Origin of the sequence: Emticicia soli (genome assembly GCF_037860775.1) — a bacterium.
Classification (GTDB): Bacteria; Bacteroidota; Bacteroidia; order Cytophagales; family Spirosomataceae; genus Emticicia; species Emticicia soli.
Genome location: NZ_JBBEWC010000007.1, coordinates 237371 through 260876, shown reverse-complemented (window position 1 = coordinate 260876; position 23506 = coordinate 237371). Strand labels below are relative to the sequence as shown.

Here is a 23506-nt window from a genome sequence, read left to right as displayed (position 1 = left end):
TTTGCCCAAAATTAACCAAGCCGCAAAGATTTGTTTTAAATAGATTCAAGATGCCAAAACGAAAATTAGGTAGTTATCCAAGCCTTTTAATTATTATTAGCTTAACAACTGCTTTGTTTCTTATAGCTTTTACAGGTTGGATAGCCCTTACCTCTAAACAATTGGTTGGGTATGTAAAACAGAATATTGAGGTACAGGTCTATTTAGATAAATCGTTAACACCAATTCAGCAGGATTCTGTGCGAAACATTATCGCAAAGAAAGGCTACGTAGCTTATGCTGAAAATGTGCCCCAGATAAAGTTCATATCGAAAGAAAGTACCGCCAAAAGAGTATTGAAAGATATAAACGAAGACTACACTTCTGTTTTGGGTGAAAACCCCTACCGAGATGCTTTCAGCTTAAGGATTCGTGAAAGTTATTTGAGCGAACTGAATCTTGAAAACATCAAAACAGACCTCGAGCAGATTTCGGGTGTTTTTGAGGCCGACTACGCCAAAGACTTTGTAGATAGTGTGAATAAAAACGCGTATAAAGCTTTTTTGATTATTGCTTCGGTGATAATTGTATTGCTGGTTGCTATTTTTCTTTTAATCAACAATACCATTCGTTTGGCGCTTTATTCGCAACGCCTCATTATCAGAAGTATGCAATTGGTTGGTGCTACCGATTGGTTTATACAGAAGCCTTTTGTTGGCCGTGGAATATGGCAGGGTTTATTGTCAGGTATGCTGGCTACTGCTTTGTTTTTTGGCGTGCAACAGATAGCCGTAAACAAAATTGAAGACCTGGTTGTGCTGCAAGACTATGTAAAAATAGGTATTCTTTGTGCCGGAGTAATTGCTTTAGGTGTGCTGATTAGCGTGTTGAGCACCTTTCAGTCGATGCACCGATACCTTAGAACCGACCTCGGAGATTTGTATTAAATCATTAATTATATATCATCATTTTGTGTGAAGAATATCCCCTTTTGCACAGATAAACTATAAAATAGTATCCTTGGGATAAGGAAACCTACGATTATGAAAAATATCACTCCCAACAAAACAGAAGTAACAAGTGCTGAGAACAGTGGCAATAAAAGTGCACTTCCTTTTAACCGTCAGAATTACATCTTAATGCTTATTGGTGTGGGCCTTATTCTTCTTGGCTTCTTCATTATGACCCTCGACAAGGAAGAATTCGGTTTTGGTTTTTTAGGTATCACACTTGGGCCAGCCATTACTTTTATCGGCTTTTTGTTTGAGTTCTATGCTATTTTCAAGAAGAAGTGATGTGTTCTTTGTTTAATACTGGCTTAATTCGCATTTCCTAAAATATTTACCATACATTTCAATGAATCTTATTCAGGCTATTATCCTTGCAATAATCGAAGGAATCACAGAGTATCTACCTATTAGCTCTACCGGGCACATGATTATCGGCTCATCTCTAATGGGTATAAGCGAATTAGATTTTACAAAGGTCTTTGAAGTAAATATTCAGTTCGGAGCAATCTTATCGGTTCTTGTTCTTTACTGGAAGCGCTTCCTGCAATCTATTGAGTTTTACACTAAATTATTGACGGCCTTCATTCCGGCTGCCATTATTGGTTTTCTGCTCAATGATTTTATTGATTCTTTGCTCGAAAGCGTATTAGTTGTAGCTATCTCTATGGTTGTTGGTGGTGTAATTCTGGTTTTCATTGATAAATACTTTGAAAACAAATCAACCAAAGAAAACATTAGCTACCCTGATGCCGTTAAAATCGGTTTGTTCCAATGTATTGCTATGATTCCGGGCGTATCTCGTTCGGCAGCGAGTATCATTGGTGGTATGTTTCAAGGTTTATCACGTAAAGATTCAGCCGAATTCTCTTTCTTTTTGGCTGTGCCTACCATGTTTGCGGCCTCGGCTTACAAACTATTGAAGAGTTACAAATCAGGTACTTTAACGTTTTCGTCTGACGAATTACAATTGCTTTTAGTTGGTAATGTAGTGGCGTTTATTGTGGCCATGATAGCCATCAAGTTTTTTATCAGTTATTTACAAAAGTACGGCTTCAAAGTTTTTGGATATTACCGAATTATCGTTGGCTTAATAATACTAGGTTTGCTAGCGGCAGGATATGAATTGAAGATAGTTTAAAAGCCAAATTAATACTCCATTTATGCAAACAGTCGTTGATGAAAGAAATGAGGTGCTACTGATTGACAAACCTCTTAAATGGACTTCTTTCGATGTAGTAAATAAGGTTCGGTATGCAGCCAAATACAAAAAAGTGGGGCATGCGGGTACGCTCGACCCGCTAGCAACAGGCTTGCTGATACTATGTACCAACAAAAAAACCAAAGAGATTGATACTTATCAGGCTCAGGAAAAAGAATACACAGGTACTTTGGTTTTAGGTAAAACCACGCCATCGGTTGATTTAGAAACAGAATTTGATGCCGAATATCCTGTTGACCATATTACTCCTGAAGCACTCGCTGAGGCTGTTGCAAAACTAAGCGGTGTGATAGACCAGATTCCACCTGCGCACTCGGCTATTAAAGTAAATGGCAAAAGAGCCTACGAGTCGGCACGCAAAGGCGAAGAGGTGGTGATAAAATCAAGACAGGTTGAGATTAAAGAATTTGATATAGATACTAGCAATTTCCCCGAAATATCTTTCCGCATTGTTTGTTCAAAAGGAACGTATATCCGCAGTCTTGTACGAGACTTTGGTGAACTTCTTCAATCTGGCGCATACATGAGTTCGCTTCGCAGAACTCGCATTGGCAATTTTAAGATTGAAAATGCGCTTAGTCTCGAACAATTTCTAGAGAATATTCGTAATTTTGCGGCCAATCAATAAAAGGCATTGTTTTATTTACAATGCCTATGGGCCTTACATAATTCTTTAGAACTTGAAAGTATATTATAATCTAGCAGATTTTACCCCCCTGAATAATGCCATTGTTACGAGCGGGACATTTGATGGGGTTCATTTGGGTCATCAGAAAATCTTACAAATATTACGTGAAACCACAGCACAATCAGGAGGTGAGTCAGTAGTACTTACCTTTTGGCCTCACCCTCGAATGGTGGTTTCGCAAGACAGCCAAGGGCTTAAACTCCTATCTACAGTAGATGAAAAAATTGAGCTGCTCGAAAAGCAGGGCGTTAATCATTTATTGATAGTACCATTTACACGTGAGTTTTCAGAGCTAAGCTCTGAAGAATATGTGCAAAAAATATTAATTGATACCATTGGCACTAAAAAGCTGGTAATTGGCTATGACCATCATTTCGGAAGAAATCGTGAGGGTAATTTCCAATACCTGGAAGATAATTCCGATAAATTTGGCATTAAATTAGAAGAAATCTCACGGCAAGAAATAGATAACCTTGTTATCAGCTCTACAAAAATAAGAGAATCACTATCAGAGGGGCATATCAAAGAAGCCAATGATTTATTAGGTAGAAACTACAGTTTTTCGGGCATCGTAGTAAAAGGACGCCAGCTAGGTAGAACTATTGGCTTTCCAACAGCCAATGTACAAGTTTCAGAACCTTATAAACTCATTCCGGCAAATGGTGTGTATGCCGTACGAACGCTTGTGAGAGGCACTTGGCTAAATGGTATCATGAATATCGGCAACCGTCCTACTGTTGATGGCATCGGCCGCACACAAGAAGTACATATTCTTGATTTCACAGCCGACATCTATGGCGAAAACATCAGCGTTGAATTGCTAGACTACATACGGCCAGAACAAAAATTCAACGGTATTGAAGAGTTAAAAACCCAAATTCTAAAAGATAAAGAAAAGGCAATTGAAATGTTATGAAAATCGATTTAGTCGAAATTGTAGGTTGGATTGGTGCTGTGTTAATCACAGGTTCTTATTTTCTGAATATCCAGGGGAAGCTAGACGCCAAAGATAAATCTTATATTTGGGCAAATGCAATTGGTGGAATATGTTTTATTATAAATACATATTTCCACCAAGCGTATCCATCAATGGCCGTAAATATTATTTGGGTTCTGATAGCCCTGGCGGCTATTATCCGCAAAAAATAGCATCAGGCATTTTTTACATAACTGCCCAACCATTTGATTGTATTTTTATGTTTTTTAAAGACCTTCTCTACGTTCTCGTCTTTAAAGAAGCCTTCAAGCTCTATAAAAAACCAGAAATTAAAGTCTTCACTTCCTTTATACGGGCGGCTTTCAATCTTAGTTAAGTTAATGCCTGCCTTTTTAAAATCTTGTAAGAATCCTGCAAGGATACCCGGCTTATCGGTATCAGGCAGGCGGGCAATAATGGTTGTTTTATCATTGCCGCTTTTTCCGTTTACAAACTCTTTTGCCAGAATATAAAAACGTGTGCGATTCTGCCCATTGTCTTCAATGTTATTGAACAAAATTGGTAAGCTGAATAACTTTGCGGCAATTTCAGAGCAGATAGCTGCACTCTCGGGGTCTTCAGCGGCTAGCTTAGCAGCTTTTGAGGTAGATTCTACCTGAATTTCTTCTGGGTGTGTTTGCTCAAAATACTTATTCAAAAAGCCTCTACATTGTCTGAAAGCAATATCTTTAGAGTAAATGCGCTTAATTTTCGATGGATTTTCGGCTTCGGTTGCCAATGCAAAATGTACCGGAATCTTCAATTCGGCAGCCACGTTTACATTCATTTCGTTGAGCAAATCAACGGTTTCATAAACAATTCCTTCCTGATTATTTTCAATCGGAATCACCCCAAACTTAGCCCGACCAGTATCAACTGCTTCAAATACCGACTTTATGGTTGGCAGAGTCATGTATTCGCTCATAGCACCAAAACGGCTCTCGGCGGCCTGGTGAGTAAAGCTCCCTTCCGGCCCTAAAAAAGCTACTCTTTCCGGTAGCTCAATGTTACGTGCTGCCGCAAAGATTTCAAGGAAAATAGCCTCAATGGCTTGTTTGTTAAGTGGGCCATCATTTTGAGAGTTCATCCGGTCAAGAATCTGCTTTTCTCGCTCCGGTCTGTATATAAGGGCTTTGGTTGAACGCTTAATTTCGCCAACTTTATGCACTAACTGCATACGTTGATTAAGCAATACTAACAATTGGTCGTCAATCGAATCAATGTCTTTGCGTATTTCCTCGAGTGTCACTGTTTGGATAGGTGTTTAAATTTCAAAAATTATGTAAGGGGCTTTGTTATTTATAAAATAGTCTCGGTGCCAATCAACACCGAGACTATGTATTTTATGCAACATCTTTTATGTCAATAATTTTCCCTAAAACCTCATCAACTTCGTCCTTTTCTACTCTTAGGTTATCGATAATGAATTTTTGGCGGTCTGGTGTGTTTTTGCCCATGTAATAGCTAAGAATCTTGGCAATTGAAGACTCTTTTTCTAAAATAACCGGCTCTAACCTTATATCTTCGCCGATAAAACCTTCAAACTCATTAGGTGAAATTTCACCCAGACCTTTGAAACGGGTGATTTCAGGCTTCGGTCCAAGTTTCTTAATCGCCTTTTCTTTTTCTTCGTCAGAATAGCAATAGATGGTCTCTTTCTTATTTCTAACCCTGAATAACGGCGTTTCCAAAATATAAAGGTGTCCTTCTCTTACTAAATCAGGGAAAAACTGCAAGAAGAACGTCAACAAAAGTAAACGAATGTGCATACCGTCAACGTCAGCATCGGTAGCTACAATAATTTTTTTGTAGCGTAAGCCATCTAATCCTTCTTCAATATTGAGTGCGTGTTGCAAGAGGTTAAACTCTTCATTTTCGTAAACTATCTTTTTGGTTAGTCCGAAACTGTTTAGAGGCTTTCCTCTCAAACTGAAAACCGCTTGTAACTCAGGATTTCGGGCTTTGGTAATAGAACCACTAGCGGAGTCTCCCTCGGTAATAAACATTACGGTGTCAAAGCGTTTTTCATTCTTTTCGTCGTCTAAGTGGAAACGGCAATCTCTTAGCTTACGATTATGCAAATTAGCTTTTTTGGCTCTTTCGTTAGCTAGCTTCTTAATTCCAGCCAATTCCTTACGCTCTCTTTCCGACTGCTCAATTCTTTTCTTTAAGGCTTCTTTAATTGCCGGATTCATGTGAAGGAAATTATCTAGTTTTTCTTTCAGGAAATCAGCAATAAATACCCTTACGGTTTGAGAGTTTGGCTCAGGTGACATTGTCAATGAACCAAGTTTGGTTTTTGTCTGAGACTCAAAAACAGGCTCTTGTACTCGAATTGAGATTGCCCCGATAATAGACTGGCGAATATCTTCCGGTGCATAGTCTTTACCAAAGTGTTCACGCACAGTACGCACAATTGCCTCACGGAAGCCCGAAAGGTGCGTTCCACCCTGTGTAGTATTTTGGCCGTTTACAAATGAGTAGTATTCTTCACCATATTGATTACTATGCGAAAGTGCTACTTCAATATCTTCTCCTTTTAAGTGAATGATTGGGTAACGCAGCGACTCTTCATCGGTTTTACGACGAAGCAAGTCTAATAAACCATTCTGAGAAATATACTTTTGCTTATTGAATACAATGGTCATTCCTGCATTCAGGTAGCAGTAATTCCATATCATGGCCTCAACAAATTGCGGTATATAATGGTAATGCTTAAAAACGCTGGCATCTGGCGTAAACGACACCAATGTTCCATTCTTTTGGTCAGAATCAATAATCTGCGATTCTTTTACCAAATCACCTTTGGTAAATTCGGCCCATTTAGATTTACCTTCTCTGAAAGCCTGTACTTTAAAATATGACGAAAGGGCATTTACTGCCTTTGTACCAACGCCATTCAACCCAACGGCTTTCTGGAAAGCCTTGCTATCATACTTGGCGCCGGTGTTTATTTTTGATACAACATCAACCACTTTTCCGAGCGGAATCCCACGGCCATAGTCTCTTACCTCAACAGAGCCCTCCTCTAATTTTATTTCAATAGACCTCCCATAGCCCATGGCATACTCATCAATGCAATTGTCTAACACCTCTTTTAACAAAACATAGATTCCGTCGTCAGCCGCCGAACCATCGCCTAATTTCCCGATATACATACCAGGGCGCAATCTTATGTGTTCTTTCCAATCGAGCGAACGGATACTATCTTCATTATAAGTTACTTCCTTATTTTCAGCCATTTTGAAAAAAATTTTGATTTATTCGATTTTAATATTTTACTTTGTATTTCAAAGTTCTTTTTAACACATACTTAATATGAAACAGCAAAAAAATAAAAAAACTTCGCTTACTTTGCAATGTTTTCATCTCTTGCGCATTAAATACTTAAACAGCAATTCGGCAAATAACGTTATACATATGAAATTTAACAAAAATAATTTCTTACAAAGTTTTCTCAAAATTACGCTTTTTACACTAATAATTAGCAATTCTTTTGGACAAAATACAGGCAATGCTCCAGCGAATGCACCAACAAACGCACCTGTTACTCCAGCGAATCCAGCAAACACTCCGGCTAACCCTAATATGCCAATCGGGCGTAACCAAAATCCTCAGGCACCGCAAACACAAAACCGGAATCGTGCCGCAGTAACCAATGATCCTAACGGTATCAGAAACTTACAGTTGAATGCGGCTGACCAGCTTGCCATGACAAGAGAAGATTCGCTGAGACAAATACGTGAGCAAGAAGAAGACCAAGACGTAGCAAAAGTAACTTTAAGAAGAAGAATTTTTGGTTATAATTTATTCAACACAATTAAGTTTGACCCTACACCTGCTATTAATATTGCAACGCCAAGCAACTATATCTTAGGGCCAAACGACCAGTTGATTATCGAAATCTACGGTTATTCACAAGCTACTTATAAAGCAATTATCTCGCCCGATGGTTATATTACATTAGACCGTGTAGGTTTGGTATATCTGGCAGGTTCTACAATGGAACAAGCCCGTGAGAAAATTTTAAATAAATTATCGAAAGTTTATATTGGCTTAATGCCTTATGCAGGTAACCCTGCCAATACGCACTTAGTGGTTTCGTTGGGTAATATCAGAAGTATTAAAGTAACTATTACAGGTGAAGTTATAGCACCCGGTACATATACCTTATCATCGCTTTCTACTATTCTTAATGCACTTTATGTGTGCGGTGGGCCAAACGAACTAGGCACTTATCGTAAAATTCAAGTAATACGTAACAACAGAGTTGCAGCAACGCTTGACCTTTACGAGGTATTGATGAGAGGCTATGCTAAAAACAACATTATTTTGCAAGACCAAGATGTGGTGCAGGTAACTCCTTATCTGGCCCGTATAGCTATGCAAGGAAATACAAAACGAAACGGTTTGTTTGAGTTAACTGAAAACGAAAAATTACAAGATGCGATAACTTATGCAGGTGGATTTAACCAATATGCATACAAACACCGCTTAAAAGTACATAGAAATACAAGCAGAGAGCGCAGAATTATTGATGTAATGGAAACTGACTTCCCAACTTTCAATGTAATGTCTGGCGACTCAATTGTAACAGAAAGATTATTAGAGCGTTACGAAAATATGGTTTCTATTGAAGGAGCTATTTTCCGTCCGGGTCAGTATTCGTTAGATAACAATACAACTTTATTAGAGTTAATTAAATCGGCAGAGGGACTAAGAGGTGAAGCTCTTACTGGTAGAATTGCCATTGTAAGAACCCGTGACGACATGATTATCGAAAATATCTCGGTAAACCTTGATGATATTATGAAAGGTAAAGCCGCTGATGTACCGCTGAAACGTGAAGACTTGGTTACGATTCCGTCAATATTTGATTTGACAGAGCCTGCATACGTGCGTATTCAGGGGGCAATCAATAACCCTGAAGGTGAAGAAGGCATTGAATTACCTTTTGTAAGAAACCTTACTATTGAAGACGTATTGGTAAAAGTTGGTGGTTTGTCAGAGTCGGCATCGTTATCAAGAGTGGAGGTTGTCCGTAGAAAACGCAATGTTGACCCTACCTCAGCTAATGCCCAAATTTCAGATACTTACGAGTTTAATATTCGTCCTGATTTAAGTGTAGAGCAAGCGGGCAACAACTTTGTGTTGTTTCCATTTGATGAAATCTTCATCAGAAAATCGCCAAACTACGTAAAACAAGCTTTTGTTGATGTAGAAGGCGAAGTGATTTTCCCTGCCAAATATGGTATCAAAAGTAAAGACGAAAAAGTTTCGGACATCGTTAAACGTGCTGGTGGTCTTACGCCTCAGTCATACCTCGAAGGTGCAACTTTAATCAGAGAAGTGCAGTTGAGCGAAATTGAAATAGAACAACGCAGAAAAACAATTAACGAAATTGCCAATAGTGTAAAAGGTAATCAGGCCATTGAAGTTGAAGACGTCGATGCCACTAAAAAATCGTTGATTGGTATTGATTTAAGAAAGATTCTTGAGAATCCGGGTTCTAGTGAAGATATGATTCTACAAGATGGTGATGTTATCCGTATTCCTAAGCGTTTGGAAACAGTACGTGTGCAAGGTGAGGTTTTATACCCAACAACAGTTAAATTCTTCGACAGAGACAATTTTATGAACTATATCTCAAAAGCAGGTGGTTTCACAAAACGCTCTCTGAAAAGTAAATCATACGTACTTTATGCAAATGGCTCGGTTGATAGAACAAGACGATTCTTATTTGTTAACATATACCCAAGAGTAGCACCGGGTTCAGAAATCATTATTCCTCAAAAAACAGCAACAGCGCAACAACAGATTTCTCAGGTTCAGAACTTGCTAGGTACTGTTAGTGCAACCATTACTACCCTTATTGGTATCATTGGTATCTTACGAATCACAAGATAAAAAGGCTGTAACACAACATTATTTTATATGACCAAAATGGCTGAAACACAAATAATACAAGAAGAACAAATCAGTACCAAAGATTTGATTCAGAAGATAGCTAATATATTTAAACTGATTGGCAGTGAGTGGAAACTCTTATTGATTGGTATTGCTGCAGGTACAATCATCAGTATTTTACTTGATATAAAAAACTTCAAAGAGTCGCAGTACTATGGCGAAATTCAGTTTAACCTTGAGTCAGGCTCGGCCAATCAAGGTGGCGGCATGGGTGGTTTTGCAGGTATTGCCACTGCCTTTGGCGTTGGTAATATGGGTGCCCAATCTAATGATTTATTTAGTGGTGGTAATTTTAACCTTGTTACTTCATCGAAGACTCTGTACGAAAGAGCTTTGATGAAAGAAGTAACAATTTATGGCAAAAAGACCCTTTTCATCAACTATTATAAAGATAGTAGTGATATCAGAATTAAAGAATGGGGTGGCGATATGTTCCATGAGCCAAACAAAGCCGCTATCAATTTCAGATTTGTTCCTAAAGACCCAGAGAAATTCAACAAAACCGAAAATGAGTTGGTAGCTACTATCTACGAAAAATTGCTTAAACAAACAGAGTTGAAACCATTAGATAAAAATGGCTCAATCATGATTTTGTCGGCAACTACAAATAGTGAAATGCTAACCAAAGTATGGCTTGAAACGCTTTTGAAAACGCTTGAGGAATTCTACATTGATGTTCGTACTAAGAAAACCAAAGAGATATATGATATTCAGGTTGAGAGATTAAACGAGCTTCAAGGCAAACTTAACTCAACCGACCGCCAGTTGGCTATTACGACTTTCCAGAACATGAATGCTGTTGACCCAACAGCCCCTATGCGCCAGCAACAATTGAATAGAAATAACACCTTTATTTCGAATCAATATTATACGCAAATGGCAACCGTTGAGAACCTTCGTATGTTATTAATACACCAGACTCCACTGTTTACTCTGCTTCAGCCTGTACGCTTACCTTTATTGCGTAAAGACTATACCATTGGCGGAAGCACCAAAATAGGAGCGTTTCTAGGATTTTTCGTTTGCCTGATTTTTATCATTGCACGTAAAACCTATCAGGAGTTAGTAAGCTAATTTGAAAAAAATATTTTTGTCTGTTTGTATAGAATCTTTTGTGAATGAAAAAATCGGAGAACGAAGTAGTAATTAAAGCGGGTAAATCGGCACTACATTATTGGAGAGAAGTCTGGCAACAAAGAGAATTATTCTGGATATTAGGTAAGCGTGACGTAATGGTGCGCTACAAACAAACTGTCTTAGGCATAGCCTGGGCAGTTTTTCGTCCTTTACTCACTGCGCTGGTAATGACCTTTGCTTTTGGCAAAATTGCCAAAATGGAAGTTGATGCCACCCTACCCTATATGCTTATTGTAATTCCGGGTGTAATCATCTGGTTGTTTTTTTCTCAATGTCTTTCGCAAATCAGTAATAGTATTGTTGGTAACAGCAATCTGGTCTCGAAGGTCTACTTCCCACGTATTATTATCCCTTTCAGTTCATTACTTGTTGGGCTTTTAGATGCACTTATAGCATTTGCTATGTTTTTTGTGTTCTGTATCTACTACCATTTTGTACCTAGCTGGCACATTATATTTGCTCCTTTATTTATGCTTCTTGCCTATTTAGGGGCTTTTGGTTTTGGTTTGATAGCCTCAGTACTAAACGTAAAATACCGTGATATTGCCCAGATAATTCCGTTTATAGTACAGTTTGGATTTTTCATTTCACCGGTTGGTTATACAAGCGAACAACAAAAAGATGCATGGTGGTATCCTTATTATAATCTAAATCCGGTTGTAGGCACTATTGATGGCCTAAGATGGTCGTTATTAGGAGACTATGCTCCATTTAATTGGCAAAGTTTAATACCAACACTTGTATTTGTAACTATTTCGGTCATTTTTGCAATTTGGTTTTTCCGTAAAAACGAAAACTCTTTTGTCGATTATATTTAAAGCACCCTTGAGTGGCATTTCGCATGAACGCAATTTCTATAAAAAATATATCAAAAAAGTACGTACTTAGTCATAAAAAGAAGAAGTATCAGAATTTAAAAGAAACTCTTACCGGTTTTGTACAAGAATTTTTTACCAGTAAAGAAGAGCAAGAAACAAAAGAGGTTTTCTGGGCATTGCGAGGTGTAAGTTTTGACATCCAACAAGGCGACAGAGTAGGTATTGTGGGTTCGAACGGAGCCGGGAAATCAACTTTATTGAAAGTACTAAGCCGTATTACTGAGCCAACGTATGGCGAAGTAAAAGTAAGAGGCCGCATGGCTAGCTTGCTTGAGGTGGGTACGGGTTTCCACCCTGAACTAACCGGGCGTGAGAATATTTTTCTGAATGGTGCTATTTTAGGTATGCGCCAAGATGAAATCAGGAAACAATTTGATGCCATTGTTGATTTTGCAGGCATTGAAAAATTTCTTGATACTCCCGTGAAACGTTATTCGTCGGGCATGTATGTGCGCCTAGGCTTTGCTATTGCAGCACACCTTGAGCCCGAAATATTGATTGTTGATGAAGTATTAGCCGTAGGTGATTCTGAATTTCAGAAAAAAAGCCTTGGTAAAATGAAAGATGTGTCGTCAAGTGGCCGAACAGTGCTTTTTGTGAGCCATAATGCCACGGCTATCCAAGGGCTTTGTAACAAAGCTGCTTTTCTGCAAAAAGGGAATCTTGTAAAATATGGCGAAGTTGGTGAGGTATTGCACGATTACATGGCAAGTATTTCAAGATTTCAGCTAAGCCAGAACTGGGAAAACCCTGAGGATGCGCCGGGTAATGATTTAGTGAGAGTGAAACATATTGAAGTATTGCCAGACCTGATAAACGGCAGCAAAAATATAGATGTACGTACGCCACTGAAAATCAGTTTTGAGTTCTGGAATATGCTTGATACTGCCGACCTCAACCTAAGTGTATTTTTATATAACATGACGGGTGAATGTGTATTTAACGTAGGCAGCCAGTCTAAAACTTTCAGCAAAGGCTTGATTAAGGGTATGTTGGAGATTCCGGGAAATTTCCTGAACGATGGCTCTTACTATATTTCGGTAATGATAGTAAAAGACACTGCCGACCCTATTTTCTTTATGGAAGACGCCATCAGTTTTGATGTAGCCGATTTCAGAGAAGGCACAAACTGGTATGGCAAATGGCCAGGTGCTATACGCCCTATTAATATGCACGTGAAGACATGGAAAGTTGATGGCTTAATTTAATGAATCTGTGCATGATATTAAAATGATAATAATCAGGTATAAGGATTCTTAAAATCATCTTCTTTATTTTCGAATAATAACTACTTTTGTAAATAACATTTTTCGAACATATTCAGCCTTGTAATTCAGTCGGTAAAGTTTATTTGCAGGCCCGAAAATCACCACTGAATATGCTTAGTTTCTTCATCAGTTTAAACATAGTGTTTCAATATAGTGATAAACGTAACAAAATCTTTTTTACCACCAATTGAAGAATACCAGGCTAAAATAAAAGGTATTTGGGAGAGTGCATGGTTGACTAATAACGGGCCGATGGTTCGTGAATTAGAAGAGGAATTGAAAACCTATTTAGGAGTAAAAAACCTACTATATGTTACTAATGGCACCATAGCCTTACAAATTGCCATTAAAGCGCTTAATCTGAAAGGCGAAATCATCACCACGCCGTTTTCGTATTGTGCTACAACTACTTCAATACTTTGGGAGAATGTAAAGCCTGTGTTTGTTGACATAGAGGCCGACACTTATAATATTGATGCCAATCTTATTGAGCAGGCTATTACCGATAAAACTTCCGCCATTCTGGCTACTCATGTGTATGGGCGCCCATGCGATGTAGAAAAAATAGAGAAGATTGCTCAAAAATATAAGCTGAAAGTGATTTATGATGGCGCGCACTGTTTTGGTGCTACTTATCATGGGCAATCGGTACTTGCATTTGGCGATGTAGCTACTTGCAGTTTTCATGCTACAAAGGTGTTTCATACGGTAGAAGGTGGTTGCGTAATTTGCAAAGACGATGATTTAGCCAAAACACTTTCACATTACCGTAGTTTCGGTCACAAAAACGATGACTATTTTATGATGGGCATCAATGCCAAAAACTCTGAGTTTCATGCGGCTATGGGTCTTTGCAACTTGCCACGAGTAAATGAAATTATACGGCAACGCAAAGTAATTTCAGAAAAATACGATGCACTTTTAGACTGGAGCAAATTAAAACAACCAAAGCAGGATATTGCTGGCTTTGTGTACAACTATGCTTACTATCCGGTTATGTTGCCTTCAGAAGAAAAACTGCTGGAAGTAACCGAGGCGTTAAAAAAGGAAGATATTGTGCCACGCCGCTATTTTTATCCATCATTAAATCAGCTTCCTTACCTCGATTTTTATAATCCCTGCCCTGTTTCTGAAAAAATGTCGGCAGCAGCATTATCTTTACCATTGTATTATGACCTAGACCTTAAAGACGTTGAGCGTATTGCACGAGTCGTAAACGCCACACTTTAGTCAAGTCCTATTAATCATTTTAAATCAAATTTGTCTCATTAGTGATAGATGTATCAATAATTATAGTTAATTATCGTACACCGGAGTTGATTGTTGAGTGTCTGAAAACAGTGCAACAGTTTACCAAACGGGTAAGCTATGAAGTAATTATTGTAGATAACCAGTCAAAAGGCGACGACGAAGGCTACGTAAAAAAGCTATTTCCTGAAGTAAAGTGGATGCCTATGGGCTATAATGCCGGTTTTGGCCGTGCCAATAACCTAGGCATGAAAAACGCCAAAGGCAGGTATTTTCTATTGTTGAACTCTGACACCAAATTGTTTGAGCCCGTAATAGATACCTGTGTAGAGTTACTAGACAAACGCCCTGATGCCATAGCAGGTGGGGCATATCAGGTTTATCCAGACCTTAGCCCTCGTGCATTTTATCATACCTTTACTTTCCGTCGTGATTTCTGGATAACCCCTCCTACTTTCAGAAAATACCTTGATAAACTTATTCCTTACACCAAATACAATGACCCCGAGCAGGTAGATTACATTGCTGCGGCTTTTTTGATGGTGCGCCGTGAAGGCTTTGAAAAAACCAGAGGTTTCGACGAAGAGTTTTTTCTCTATGGCGAAGATACCGAGTGGGGTTATCGATTAGGCAAAGTAGGTAAACAACTGGTTTTTAAAGATTGTCGAATTATTCACGAAGAATGGGGCAGCAAACCCGAACGCTACGAAGAAGCACAAAACTACACTTATTTTAATAGATTTGACGAACAAATTCAGCTTTCGAACCTCGTTTGGATTCGTAAACAATTTGGTGCATTCCATTATTTTCTGATGATGCTGCACTATTGGCTGTGGGTGCCAACGTTTTTTTTGATGAAAATTGTCTCTAATCTTTTGAAAATAAAAAATCCATTCGGTGATTTGTATAATCAGAAAAGATTTGCAGGTACTATAGGTACGTTCTCCAAGTTTTTCTGGAGAATTTTACTTAAAAAACCGACTTTTTATAAAATTAAATGAACGGAAAAACCATCCTTTTTCTTACACCAACCGGCGGACGAACAGGTTCTGAAATGATGCTCTGGTATTTGCTTCGGCATTTATCAGGTAAAATCAAATCGGTTATTTATAGTTGTCAGAATGGCGAGCTCTTTGCTAAACATTCAACGGCCGATATTACCTTTATCAATAGCACTAAACAAGGCTTTATTTATAAAATATATGAGGGTATCTACTTTAAGCTATTTAAAAAGCTACCCGAAGAGGCCAGGTTACTGAAAATCCAGAAACAAGTACAGGCCGATAAATGGTATTTGAATACCCTCACAATGCCACGCTTTGCAAGGTTGGCTAAGAGTCTGAACATACCTTATTACGTGCACGTGCATGAGTTGGTAAGTGTCTACGACGAAATTGTGTACGACGATTTCAAATTTCAGTTTGATAATGCCGAGAAAATCATTTGTTGCTCTGCCATTGTAGAAAAACGTATTCAGCAAATGGGTTATAAGAATACGGTTTTGCTACATGAGTTTATAGATACCGATAAAGTACTTATCAGCCAAAAGCCGCAAGATTTAAGAAAAAAGCTAAACATACCACAAGATGCGAATATCTGGATGATGTCTGGCTCTATGAATCTTCGTAAAGGTTATGATTTAGCCCTTGATTTATTGGCTAATTTACCAGCCAACACCTATCTGCTGTGGCTGGGCTATACCAAGAAAACAGGCGTATTACACTACATTGAGCAACGCAAAAAGATAGAAAAACTGAATTTCATTGAATTGGGAGAGCAATCGAAAGAATATTATGATTACCTAAACTTAGCCGATGGTTTTGTTTTGCTAGCACGAGAAGACCCCTTCCCTTTAGTAATGATTGAGGCTGCTTTTCTGCAAAAACCAATTGCAAGTTTCAATTCGGGCGGTGTTGCAGAGTTTTTACAAGAAGGTATGGGTGTTGTAGTAGATAGCTTTAATCCGAAAGATTTGGCCAATGCTATCATTCAGATTCAGGAAAAGAAGGTTAAGATAGATAAAGATGTATTAAAAAACCGTGCTTTGACTTTTGACATAAAAAATCAGATTGATAAGTGGGTAAAATTCTTTAATGAAAATTAATAAGAAGCATAAAAGATGAATAATTTGAATGATATTCTGGGTGAGTTGAAAGAAGCACAGCAAGTGCTTGATAATTTTATTTCGTCGGAAGAAAATATTAAAAATATAGAGTCTATTGCTATTCTGATGGCTGATGCACTGAAAAATGGCAAGAAGATTATCTCTTGTGGTAATGGTGGCTCGCATTGCGATGCCATGCATTTTGCCGAAGAGTTATCGGGCCGCTACCGTGAAAACCGTCGTGCATTGGCTGCTATTGCCATTTCTGACCCAAGCCATATTTCTTGCACAGCCAACGATTACGGCTATGACTTCGTTTTTTCGAGATTCATTGAAGGTTTAGGGAACGAGGGTGATGTGCTACTAGGTATCAGCACAAGTGGTAACTCAAAAAATATTATCAATGCTGTGCAAGCAGCCCGTGAAAAAGGCATGAAAGTAGTGGTTTTCTCGGGTAAAGATGGGGGTAAACTCAAAGGAGTAGCCGATGCCGAGATTATCGTTCCACACTTTGGCTATGCTGACCGTATTCAAGAAATCCATATCAAAGTAATCCATATCCTGATGCTCTTGATTGAGAAGATGGTTGTGAAGTCTTGAACTATGATTTACCTGATTTATATGATTTCACTGATTTTATTTAAGAATCAGCTAAAATCAATTTGTGAGTCAGCGAAATCAGCTGAATCAGGTAAATCATAGTTCAGACAAAAATCACTCAATACTTAAGTATGAAAATCCTTTTTATTAGTCATGATGCCAACCGGGCCGGAGCACAGATTTTTTTGCTGAATATTATGCAATATTTCCAGCAGAAAAAGATGTCTATGCACTTGCTGCTGCTTGGCGGAGGCTCATTAGAAAAGGATTTTGAGCAGATTTGCCCTGTTTCTAAATATCCAAACGAGCCCGCAAATACAACATTAAGCTTGCAGGATAAGGTATTGAAAAAACTCAAACTGAAAGATAGCAATCCAAACCAAGCGGCGAAAGAAGCTTTAAAAGCGAAATTACAATCCGAGAATTTTGATTGTATTTATACCAATACCATTGCTACTGCGTGGGTAATGCCTGAGTTACTTTCGTATCTGAAAGCACCACTTATTACACATATTCACGAATTGGAGTTTTCTATTCAGCTTTATTCATCGGCAGAAAACAGAAAATTTTTGTTTGATAATACTACTAAGCTAATTGCTTGCTCGCAAGCCGTGGCAGATAATATCATAGAAAATCATGGCGTGTCTACGCAAAAAGTTGAAGTAATTCATTCTTTTGTTAACAATGCTGATGTACTAAAACGAGCAGCAGAAACCAAGCAGGCAGCTATCAGAAGAAAATATGGTATTCCTGAAAAGGCTTTTCTGATAGGTGGTTGCGGTAATGCCGAATGGCGCAAAGGCTTAGATATATTTGCTTTACTTGCCAAAAATGTATTGAGTATTGCGCCGGAAAATATACATTTTGCATGGGTTGGTGTAAAAAAAGAAGGCGAATACTATAATCAGGTGATTTTTGATGTTATAAAGATGGGTATTCAGCATCACATCACTTTTATCGAACCTACTCCCGAAGCTGTAGAATTAATTAATTGTTTCGATATATTTGCTGTTGTTTCAAGAGAAGACCCATTTCCGTTGGTAATGCTCGAAGCAGCCTTATCTGAAAGGATTATTTTTGGCTTTGAAAAAACCGGAGGCTGCTCAGAGTTTATAGAACAAGATGCCGGACAGCTTTTCCCTTACCTTGACATTCAGGCTATGGCACAGGCTATTGTTTCTCACAAAACCAATCCAACAGGTGCTCAGGGAAAAAGAGCCAAAGAAAAAGTCCTTACACTATATAGTTTCGAAAATTCGATTCTGAAAATCGAAAAATTATTAGAAAATCTGTCTTGAAAGACACCAACTCTTATGACACTTGCTTTTACACTTTGTTCGGTCAATTATCTGGCACAGGCACATACTTTGGGCGATTCGCTCAAAAAACATAATCCACATATCAAATTTATCATTGGTTTAGTAGATAAACTTGACACGAAAGAGATTGATACCAGCAAACTGCCTGAATACCCATTGCTTGAGCTCGATAAAATAAATATTGCCGATTTGGCAGGTATGTGCGAGCGCTACGATATTACAGAACTAAACACAGCAGTAAAGCCATTTTATATAGATTATTTTCTAAAGAATCATACCGAGGCAGATAACATTATCTATTTCGACCCTGATATTATCGTTTTTGATAAGCTTACGCACCTTGAAGAAAACTTAGAAAAATATAACATCATTGTTACGCCGCATATCGTTACACCTTACAACGACAACAAGTGGCAAAATGAAGAAGATGTTGTTAATACAGGTATTTTCAATTTTGGGTTTGTAGCAATGCATCGCTCTGCTGATACACGTAAAATGGTAGATTGGTGGTGTAAGAAATTAGAAAAGGAGTGTCTTATTGACCTTTGCAATGGTCTTTTTGTAGACCAGCACTGGGCTGATTTCTTTCCGGTTTATTTTGATAATGTATTAATAAATAAACATTTAGGCTACAATGTAGCTTATTGGAATCTGCATGAGAGGTTTTGCTCGAATCAAGATGGCAAATGGTATATCAATGAAACATTTCCTTTGCAGTTTTTCCACTATAGCGGTTATCTGATTGCTAAAGCAAACGAAGTATCGAAATACCAGAACCGAATTAACTTTGAAGAACGCCCTGATATAGTTCCCTTATTTGAATTATACAAAAACGAGCTACTAAAAAACAACGAATTATATTGGAAACATTTTCGATGCGATTATATTAAACCTCCTAAAATAAAACGATATTTGCGGGTAAGAAAATATTTAAAAATGCCCTTAGAAAAATTAGCTCAATTAGTTGAGTCGTAACAGGATATGCAAAAATTTATTGCGCTCTGGCAACACCGTTATCGAAAATATACGCACCTTTTAAAAGTTTACCTGCATTTTTTAAAAGTCTATTTTAAAATCATACTCTTAAAAATCAGATTTTTAGGCAAACGAAAAGTTGTTGCCATTGTGCTTACACAGCAGTTTGGCGATATTGTAGCAGGCGAACCCATCAGCCGACAAATAAGAGCCCAACACCCTGAAGATTATATTCTTTGGATTGTGAAACCCATATTCAAAGAATTATTAACTAATAATCCGAATTTAGATGGCATTATTGAAGAATTCTGTGCAAATCAGAGGCGATTATTGATAAACTCAGGCATTTTTGATGTATTGTATAACCTGCAATTCCGCAATAATAGCTATTGTTCTATCTGCGATACTTATGTAGAAAACCCAGTGGCTGATGCCAAAAATATTACGATACGTAATTACTATTTTCAGGGCAATTTATTGATGGTTCAGCAAAAAATTGCAGGAATGCCGACTGATGATTTAGCACCTAATTTATTTGTAACAGAAGCGCATCGCACCAAAGTTAATAGCTTACAATTGCCCGATAAATATCTTGTTGTTCATTGCCAGTCGGCACAGAATAGCCGTAATTGGGATAGTACTAAATGGGAGACATTGATTAATTACCTGCTCGAAAAAACCGATTATCACATAGTTGAAATTGGCTTAAGCAGTGATTTACGCATTAGCGATAAACGCTATATTAATCTCTGCGGAAAACTAAATTTGCTAGAAACCGGAGAAGTAATCAGGCGAGCAAAATTGTTTATTGGCATCGATAGTGGCCCTGCGCACTTAGCGAATGCCGTAGGTACTTATGGCGTAATAATGATAGGAAAGCTCGAAGACTTTGTAAATCATATTCCTTATTCAGGCAAGTATAAATCTGGCGAAAATGCCTTAATTTTGCGCAATACTGAAGGACCAAGTGCCGAAATACCCGTCGATGACGTAATAAAGGCACTTCATCAACACAATCTCATACCTTTTTCTCATCAATTAAGTTGAGGGCCGTAATTGGTCTTTAACAGTTTTTTTATGCTATTTTTTACGATTTGTCATATAAATCAATTACCCGAAGCCCATGCCCTTGGTGATTCCATCAAATCATTCCATGCTGATGCTGAATTTTACATAGGGTTGGTTGATAAAAAAGATAGAATACCAAGCAACTTCAAGGCCAAGTATCCCGTAATAGATTTAAACGAGATAAAAATTGATTATCTTGAAGAAATGGCGCAGCAATATACACAAAGCGAATTATTGGCTAACTGCAAACCTTTTTTTGCGAAGCATTTCTTACAGCAATCGGCAAAACTTGTGTATTTTGATTGCACAACTTTACTGTATAGTAAAATTGATTTTATTGAAGAGCATCTCAATAATTACAATATTATTGTTGTACCGCAATTGCTTCATGCAGGCGTGCATCCCGACGAAAAACAGACGCTTAACACAGGGATTTTCCATTCTGGTTTCCTGGCTTTGCGTCAATCAGATGAAAGTACTCGTTTTCTTGGCTGGTGGGGAAATAACACAGCTAAGAAAGGCTACATTAACCTATGCAAGGGCCTGAATGCCGACCAATTGTGGATGGAGCATATTCCGAACCTTTATGATGGGGTGTTGATAATAAAACACAATGGCTTGAATATAGGTACATGGAATTTACCGGAACGCACAATTGACAAAACCAATAATACTGTGAATGGCCAAGTGCTCGTTTCAGTCAATTTTAAAGGAATGAAATATTGGGCAGATTATAAAAAGAAAGTGCAGCAATATGCTATTAGCCCTACGCTAGCTTTTTATGGACTTTCAAACCCTAAAAATAAAAAATTCGGCAAGATTTTTGCCCGAAATATCAGAAAAATCAATAGTTTTATCGACAAATTAGTCGACCTCATTTGAATCATTTGAAGGAAAATAAAATTTTCGCTTACCTTTGCAAAAATACCTGACGTTTTATTATGAATTACAAAATTGATAAGACCGAGCAATACGCGCTTATATCATTAGATGAAACTACTTTTGGTGCAGAAATTACTCCTGCATTCGAAAAACTCGTTGTGCAACTTTATCGTGAAGGTTACACCAATATGATAGCTGATTTTGCGAAAGTAACCGAAGTAGACAACGATGGACTTACGCTCATAAGAAAAGCAACAAGAGTGTGTAGAAACGAACAAGGGCTGTTTATAATTGCTACCAAAGACGATGATCTTATTGATGAGATTGATTCGGCCAAAGTGCCGGAACTTGTGATTTTGCCAACAACTGAAGAGGCGATTGATGCGGTATTTATGAATGACTTGGAGAATGATTTCCGTGAAGAAAGTGACGACGAATTTGATTTGGGAGAAGAAAATGGTTTTCAAGAAGAAAAATACTAAGAAACTGCTTTAAGTTACCACTTAAATAGCTTCTAAGACCTGAACTGCCTGGTTATCCGCTTCACAATAGAATAGTCAAGCTAGATTTTATTTATTGTAAAAATCCCCCGTGGAGGGATATGGGATTACTATGAATTTTGAACTCTTAATACTTGGTACAGGCTCTGCTACTCCGGTGCTCGAACATAATCCATCAGCTTATTTGTTGACATTTGAAAATGAACATTTTTTGATTGATTGTGGTGAGGGTACCCAGTTCCGTTTATTAGAGCATAAGGTTCGTACGTACCGTATCCGCCATATTTTTATAAGCCATTTGCATGGTGACCATTATTTTGGGCTAATCGGCTTGTTATCAAGCTGGAATCTTAATCAGCGGAAAGATGATTTAACGATTTATGGGCCAACCGAGTTAGCTGAAATCCTGACAACTCAGTTTAAATATTCTCATACATTCTTACATTACAAAATCAACTTTGTAGTTACAGATCCGGCAAAACCAGGTGTCATTCTTGATACTTCAGCACTTACGGTTGAAACTATTCCTTTGATACACAGAATAGACTGTGCAGGCTTTTTGTTTAGAACTAAACCAACGAAGAGGAAATTATTGGTTGATAAACTACCGGAAAATTTCCCGATTCCATATCTTAAAAAACTGAAAGAGGGCCACGACGTTGAAGACCCATTAACCGGCGCAATCTATAAAAACGAAGAGTATACTACAGAAGGGGCAGCCTCAAAGTCGTTTGCCTATTGCTCAGATACAGCTTATAATGAAGCTATAATTCCTCAATTGCAAAATGTTACTACTATTTTTCATGAGGCTACATTCATTGAGGCAGAACTGAAACGTGCGCAACAAACCAACCATTCTACGGCTAGCCAAGCAGCTACAATTGCGCTTAAATCAAACGCAAAACAGCTGATTATCGGGCATTATTCGTCACGTTACAAAACGCTTGATACGCACCTTGCAGAAGCAAAGGCCGTATTTGAAAACACCCATTTGGCACAAGAAGGGCTTACTTTTAAATTGTAAGCCTTTTACAATGAAGCTTGCTTTAGCAAAAGCTCCTGCTTTATTACTTTTATGCGCTCGTTGAAGCTTGTTTCTTTAAAATTCACATTTTTCTCACAAGTGGCAGCCAGGTAATGCATAATGTCTTTTTGATGAGGTACCCTCCTACCCGTTTCTACGCTTACGTATTTACTGGTAGTCCACATGAAGTTTTTCAATTCACTCATGTCTTCATCAGTCATAAAATATTCCGTTACCAAAGTATCGTTATCGAAATAAACTACTCTAGTGAAAATCTTAACCCATTCGCTCACTACCGCAGGACGAATGTAGGCTATCTGATGCTGATACACCACCCAACTTGTTTTGTAGTTTTTAAATACCTCCGAAAACTTAAAGCCATATAATTTGGCAACCTGGTCTTCTCGGGAATTAAAATAATAATCGAAATATTTTGAGTTATTCAAATGTTGCAAAGGGTCGCAGTCCTGAAAACGGATAATGGCTTTAGATTCGGTAACTTTGGGCAGTTCGTGCTCGCTGATTTTTTCAAACATATAATCTTCTGATAATTTTTCTCAAAAATAGAAATAGTTTTCAAATTACTTAAAATTTAAACCTCCAACCGCAAATTTTCTGAAATTTATCTATATTGCATAGCTTGTTTACCCTTTGCACTACCTTT

The 23506-nt window shown here is 37.9% G+C and carries 23 protein-coding genes; 20 read left to right on the top strand and 3 right to left on the bottom strand.

Annotated elements, in window-relative coordinates; genetic code table 11:
* Positions 1–50: 50 nt before the first annotated feature.
* From WAE64_RS13185 to WAE64_RS13160, 6 genes are all read left to right on the top strand, one after another.
* Positions 51–926 carry a cell division protein FtsX gene (locus WAE64_RS13185; RefSeq protein WP_340237164.1) on the top strand — a complete coding sequence of 292 codons (876 nt, stop codon included), beginning with the start codon at positions 51–53 and terminating at the stop codon, positions 924–926.
* Between the two features lie 96 nt (positions 927–1022).
* Positions 1023–1274 (top strand): DUF3098 domain-containing protein, encoded by a 252-nt coding sequence (locus WAE64_RS13180; RefSeq protein ID WP_340237162.1) that lies wholly within the window; start codon positions 1023–1025, stop codon positions 1272–1274.
* Between the two features lie 61 nt (positions 1275–1335).
* Entirely contained in the window at positions 1336–2127 is a 792-nt protein-coding gene (locus WAE64_RS13175; protein ID WP_340237160.1) for an undecaprenyl-diphosphate phosphatase, read from the top strand.
* Positions 2128–2149: 22 nt separating this feature from the next.
* Positions 2150–2836: a tRNA pseudouridine(55) synthase TruB gene (gene truB / locus WAE64_RS13170; protein WP_340237158.1), complete on the top strand. Its 687-nt coding sequence runs from the start codon at positions 2150–2152 to the stop codon at positions 2834–2836.
* A 52-nt stretch (positions 2837–2888) separates the two neighbouring features.
* The gene (locus WAE64_RS13165) at positions 2889–3812 is read left to right on the top strand and encodes a bifunctional riboflavin kinase/FAD synthetase (RefSeq protein WP_340237157.1); all 924 of its coding nucleotides are present in this window, start codon (positions 2889–2891) and stop codon (positions 3810–3812) included.
* Positions 3809–4045, top strand: a complete 237-nt coding sequence (locus tag WAE64_RS13160; RefSeq protein ID WP_340237155.1) for a CBU_0592 family membrane protein — start codon at positions 3809–3811, stop codon at positions 4043–4045. The genes WAE64_RS13165 and WAE64_RS13160 overlap by 4 nt, the downstream gene beginning before the upstream one ends.
* A 2-nt stretch (positions 4046–4047) precedes the next feature.
* Here WAE64_RS13160 and pheA read toward each other — a convergent pair whose 3' ends face one another.
* On the bottom strand, positions 4048–5121 hold the full coding sequence (gene pheA, locus WAE64_RS13155) for a prephenate dehydratase (protein WP_340237154.1): 1074 nt from the start codon (positions 5119–5121) through the stop codon (positions 4048–4050).
* Positions 5122–5215: 94 nt separating this feature from the next.
* A complete protein-coding gene (locus WAE64_RS13150) occupies positions 5216–7114 on the bottom strand; it encodes a DNA topoisomerase IV subunit B (RefSeq protein ID WP_340237153.1) in 1899 nt (632 codons plus the stop codon).
* Between the two features lie 178 nt (positions 7115–7292).
* Here WAE64_RS13150 and WAE64_RS13145 point away from each other — a divergent pair, with 178 nt between their 5' ends.
* The 14 genes from WAE64_RS13145 (at position 7293) to WAE64_RS13080 (ending at position 22842) form a co-directional block, all read left to right on the top strand.
* Positions 7293–9779, top strand: coding sequence for a polysaccharide biosynthesis/export family protein (locus WAE64_RS13145; RefSeq protein ID WP_340237151.1), 2487 nt, complete (start codon positions 7293–7295; stop codon positions 9777–9779).
* Between the two features lie 27 nt (positions 9780–9806).
* Positions 9807–10913: a hypothetical protein gene (locus WAE64_RS13140; protein ID WP_340237150.1), complete on the top strand. Its 1107-nt coding sequence runs from the start codon at positions 9807–9809 to the stop codon at positions 10911–10913.
* Positions 10914–10957: 44 nt separating this feature from the next.
* Positions 10958–11794 (top strand): ABC transporter permease, encoded by an 837-nt coding sequence (locus tag WAE64_RS13135; protein ID WP_340237148.1) that lies wholly within the window; start codon positions 10958–10960, stop codon positions 11792–11794.
* A 23-nt stretch (positions 11795–11817) separates the two neighbouring features.
* Complete coding sequence (locus WAE64_RS13130; protein ID WP_340237146.1) at positions 11818–13062, top strand: ABC transporter ATP-binding protein; 1245 nt, start codon at positions 11818–11820, stop codon at positions 13060–13062.
* Positions 13063–13275: 213 nt separating this feature from the next.
* Entirely contained in the window at positions 13276–14352 is a 1077-nt protein-coding gene (locus WAE64_RS13125; RefSeq protein ID WP_340237144.1) for a DegT/DnrJ/EryC1/StrS family aminotransferase, read from the top strand.
* A gap of 41 nt (positions 14353–14393) precedes the next feature.
* Positions 14394–15371 carry a glycosyltransferase family 2 protein gene (locus tag WAE64_RS13120; RefSeq protein WP_340237143.1) on the top strand — a complete coding sequence of 326 codons (978 nt, stop codon included), beginning with the start codon at positions 14394–14396 and terminating at the stop codon, positions 15369–15371.
* Positions 15368–16474: a glycosyltransferase gene (locus tag WAE64_RS13115; protein WP_340237141.1), complete on the top strand. Its 1107-nt coding sequence runs from the start codon at positions 15368–15370 to the stop codon at positions 16472–16474. Before WAE64_RS13120 ends, WAE64_RS13115 begins: the two co-directional genes overlap by 4 nt.
* A gap of 15 nt (positions 16475–16489) precedes the next feature.
* Positions 16490–17074: a D-sedoheptulose 7-phosphate isomerase gene (gene lpcA, locus WAE64_RS13110; RefSeq protein ID WP_340237140.1), complete on the top strand. Its 585-nt coding sequence runs from the start codon at positions 16490–16492 to the stop codon at positions 17072–17074.
* Positions 17075–17205: 131 nt separating this feature from the next.
* Positions 17206–18372 (top strand): glycosyltransferase family 4 protein, encoded by a 1167-nt coding sequence (locus tag WAE64_RS13105; protein WP_340237138.1) that lies wholly within the window; start codon positions 17206–17208, stop codon positions 18370–18372.
* 15 nt (positions 18373–18387) lie between these two features.
* Entirely contained in the window at positions 18388–19368 is a 981-nt protein-coding gene (locus WAE64_RS13100; protein WP_340237136.1) for a glycosyltransferase, read from the top strand.
* A gap of 6 nt (positions 19369–19374) precedes the next feature.
* Positions 19375–20415, top strand: coding sequence for a glycosyltransferase family 9 protein (locus tag WAE64_RS13095; protein WP_340237134.1), 1041 nt, complete (start codon positions 19375–19377; stop codon positions 20413–20415).
* Between the two features lie 30 nt (positions 20416–20445).
* Positions 20446–21318 (top strand): hypothetical protein, encoded by an 873-nt coding sequence (locus WAE64_RS13090; RefSeq protein WP_340237132.1) that lies wholly within the window; start codon positions 20446–20448, stop codon positions 21316–21318.
* Positions 21319–21377: 59 nt separating this feature from the next.
* Entirely contained in the window at positions 21378–21800 is a 423-nt protein-coding gene (locus WAE64_RS13085; protein ID WP_340237130.1) for an anti-anti-sigma factor, read from the top strand.
* Between the two features lie 130 nt (positions 21801–21930).
* Complete coding sequence (locus tag WAE64_RS13080) at positions 21931–22842, top strand: ribonuclease Z (RefSeq protein WP_340237125.1); 912 nt, start codon at positions 21931–21933, stop codon at positions 22840–22842.
* A gap of 5 nt (positions 22843–22847) precedes the next feature.
* Here the strand turns inward: WAE64_RS13080 and WAE64_RS13075 are convergent, their stop codons facing one another.
* Positions 22848–23378, bottom strand: a complete 531-nt coding sequence (locus WAE64_RS13075; RefSeq protein WP_340237123.1) for an acyl-CoA thioesterase — start codon at positions 23376–23378, stop codon at positions 22848–22850.
* Positions 23379–23506 lie beyond the last annotated feature (128 nt).